This window comes from Streptococcus sp. UBA3373, from assembly GCF_002360305.1.
Taxonomy (GTDB): domain Bacteria; phylum Bacillota; class Bacilli; order Lactobacillales; family Streptococcaceae; genus Streptococcus; species Streptococcus alactolyticus.
The window spans coordinates 1-3264 of record NZ_DEQF01000015.1 but is presented as its reverse complement, the minus strand read 5'-3'; the positions used below and the strand labels follow the sequence as shown (position 1 = coordinate 3264).

5 protein-coding genes are annotated in these 3264 nt (G+C 37.8%); 1 reads left to right on the top strand and 4 read right to left on the bottom strand.

Going from position 1 to position 3264, the window contains the following annotated elements:
• On the bottom strand, window positions 1–728 hold a 728-nt coding region (locus tag B3R79_RS02815), incomplete at its 3' end, for a YhgE/Pip family protein (RefSeq protein WP_293693617.1).
• Window positions 729–857: 129 nt separating this feature from the next.
• On the opposite strand from B3R79_RS02815, the gene B3R79_RS02810 reads away from it, so the two are divergent.
• Window positions 858–1394 carry a TetR/AcrR family transcriptional regulator gene (locus B3R79_RS02810; RefSeq protein WP_293693615.1) on the top strand — a complete coding sequence of 179 codons (537 nt, stop codon included), beginning with the start codon at window positions 858–860 and terminating at the stop codon, window positions 1392–1394.
• Window positions 1395–1479: 85 nt separating this feature from the next.
• Here the strand turns inward: B3R79_RS02810 and rpsD are convergent, their stop codons facing one another.
• The 3 genes from rpsD to B3R79_RS02795 form a co-directional block, all read right to left on the bottom strand.
• Entirely contained in the window at window positions 1480–2091 is a 612-nt protein-coding gene (rpsD, locus tag B3R79_RS02805) for a 30S ribosomal protein S4 (protein ID WP_154454956.1), read from the bottom strand.
• A gap of 372 nt (window positions 2092–2463) precedes the next feature.
• On the bottom strand, window positions 2464–2775 hold the full coding sequence (locus B3R79_RS02800) for a bacteriocin immunity protein (RefSeq protein WP_309297182.1): 312 nt from the start codon (window positions 2773–2775) through the stop codon (window positions 2464–2466).
• Window positions 2772–3026, bottom strand: coding sequence for a garvicin Q family class II bacteriocin (locus tag B3R79_RS02795; protein ID WP_293693612.1), 255 nt, complete (start codon window positions 3024–3026; stop codon window positions 2772–2774). The genes B3R79_RS02800 and B3R79_RS02795 overlap by 4 nt, the downstream gene beginning before the upstream one ends.
• Window positions 3027–3264: the final 238 nt, after the last annotated feature.

The following is a 3264-nucleotide window of genomic DNA, read 5'->3' as shown; positions in this document are numbered from 1 at the left end:
GAAAGAGTACCAATTCCGCCTGATAATTGACCAACACCATTCGTGTAAGTCGTCAAACCACTTGAAAGCGTTGATGCTCCGTCAGCCAAAGCCTGACTACCAGAAGCAGCCACATTCAAATTATCCGTAATCGTTTGACTACCTTCCTGCAATTTCTGGCTACCTGATAGAAGCTTATCGCCACCAGAGCTAGCTTCTTTCAAACCACCTTGCAAGCTTTTCATACTCTTGAAAACAGCTTTTGTGTAAGTTTCTGTAATGTTTTCAGAAACTGTTGCTTTTAGCTTACTCATAGCTGTTTCTGACATTTTAGAAGCGACAAAACTACGCCCAGCAGTTGTTTGATAAGGAATAGTTAATTGCTCTGGATCATCTGTCAAGAGTGTTGATGCTTTTTCTGAAAGGTCTTCTGGCAAATCAATGACCATATAATAGTCACCATCTTGTAATCCTTTTTCAGCTTTTTCCTCACTAACAAAATGGTAATCCAACGCTTTATTTTTGGACATACTGTCCACCATGTTGTCGCCAATAGCAATTTTCTTATCGTTCAATGTTGCAGGCTTATCGTGATTGACCACCGCAACAGGCAAGTCATCTAATCGACCATAAGGATTCCACATAGAACCTAAAAAAGAGAGGTTATAAAGAGAAGGTATGAGGGCAACACCGATCATGGTTACCCAAAGCCTTGGTGTCTTTATAAGAGCTTTTAATTCTTCTAACATATTGTCTCCTATTTTATACACATTGTCCAAATTTGTGATATAATACATTATACTTATCTACGAGATTATTTCAAGTTTAACGGAGGAGTTTTTTGACACATATTCTAAAAATGTTCAAAAAGTAGGACTATGACAACTGACAATCGAAGAGCAAACACTAAAAAGGCTATTCAAAACGCCATGGTTACCCTGCTAAAGACCAAAAGTTTTGATGACATCACAACAACAAAGTTAGCCAAAGAAGCTGGCATTAGTCGTTCTAGCTTTTACACTCATTATAAGGATAAATTTGAGTTGATTGATTCCTGCCAGCAAACCTTATTTAATCAAATTGAGTACATTTTTGAAAAACACGTTGGGGATAAAGAGGCTGCTTTTCTGGAGATTTTTGAATTTCTAAAACGGGAGCAATTACTGTCTGCCCTCATCTCAGCAAATGGAACACGAGAATTTCAAACCTTTATTGTGAACAAGGTGAGATTATTTATCAACACCGATTTCCAACGCCGTTTCAAACGTGAGAAATTAACCCCAGTCGAAGCAGAATACAGCAGTATTTATCTGGCTTCTGCCTTTTTCGGATTATGTCAAGCCTGGATAACCAACGGAAAAAAAGAATCACCACGTCAAATGACCAACCTCGTGCTCAAATTACTCCCAATGTAACATTAACCGTTAGATAACTATCTGACGGCTTTTTTCTGCAAACAAAAAAGCCCAACAAAGGGCTTTTTCAATACTTCTTTTAAAATTAAAGCATTTTGTTGTAGAATTCAACGATAAGTGCTTCGTTGATTTCTGGGTTGATTTCATCACGTTCTGGAAGACGAGTAAGTGTTCCTTCAAGTTTTTCAGCGTCGAATGATACGAATGCTGGACGTCCAAGAGTAGCTTCAACAGCTTCAAGGATAGCTGGTACTTTAGCTGATTTTTCACGAACTGAGATCACTTGACCTGGAGTTACGCGGTATGAAGGGATATCAACACGTTTACCGTCAACAAGGATGTGACCGTGGTTAACGAATTGACGAGCTTGACGACGAGTAGTTGCAAGACCTAAACGGTAAACAACGTTGTCAAGACGACGTTCAAGAAGAACCATGAAGTTGAAACCAAGAGTTCCACCTTTTACTTTAGTAGCTTGTACGAACAAGTTACGGAATTGTTTTTCACCTAGACCGTAAGTAAAACGAAGTTTTTGTTTTTCAGCCAATTGCAAACCGTATTCAGACAATTTGCTACGGTTGTTTGGACCGTGTTGACCTGGCACGTAGTTACGACGTGCTAATTCTTTACCTGTACCTGTAAGTGACAAGCCAAGGCGACGAGATTGTTTCCATGATGGACCAGTATAACGTGACATTAAAAATGTCCTCCTATAAAATAAAAATTTTGTAGGAAATAACAAATTAGAGAATCCTGATTCGTGCAGGTGACTTTCATCTAAACAGCCAAGATTACTTTTTCCGACTTCTAGGAGCTTTTCTATTGAAGAAAAACTGTAGAAGAGCCAACTGTTGACGAGCTTCATACTCTCCTGCTATTATTTCACACAGAGTACATTCTAACATAAAAAAAAGGACTTGTAAAGCCTTTTTAACTAAACCAGCAATAATATCCTATGCTATAAAGAAGCGCTAGACCTTCAGACTAACGCTTATAACCAATGTATTATAAAACAAGTAACCTTAGCTAATAATCGTAGATAGCATTGCATGCAATGGCTAGGGTGATGCTACTGACGAGCAAATGCCATGCTTAAAACAACACCCCAGTAGTATTTCCAACGAGTTCTTTCTAAATATTTTTGTAAAACGATTAACTCATCATTACGATTAGCTTTTTGATTCAATATCTCATCACAAACAAATGGATATAATCGATAGGCTAAATAAGCTATTCGGTCTCCTTTTTCAAGTCCTAAAGCGCTCTCTAAAAGAGCTTTGCGAAGATCTTTGCTAATCTTCAAACTAGGATTATTATAAACGAGCTCTATCTGATGATAAAAAGTACTACGCTTTCTTTTTCGTCGTTTAGAAAACATCATGGTCGTCTTCCCCAACTCGTCGCATAGCCATACGCACCACCTAGAGAGGATACCCACCCTGTCGCAATTACATCAGTTGCCGCTTGAAAGTTTCCTTTAGTGACCACATAGCCCCATTCACCATTACTATAACGGCATGAATATCCGTTAGCTCCAGTATACACGGGTTTACAAATCCCTTTACCACCATCTTCAATAGTTGCTAGCTGTTCAGAGGTCAATGTTTCAAATTGTTCTAACGTTTTTACCATCTGGATCATCTCCGTTTCTTTAGTTATTGTCATGGCCATGAATAATTTCAGTATATCCTACTTTGAGAAGAAATAACCGCCTAAGTCGTTAATTGTTGTTTTTTTAGTCGTAAATGGCGAATTCTTTCTTGTCATATCTTTTCTTTCATATAATAGTAGTTCAATATCCATCATGAATTTCATTTTCAATTAGTCGCTTACTATCAGTTCTATCAATCAAAAACATACTAAGATTAGT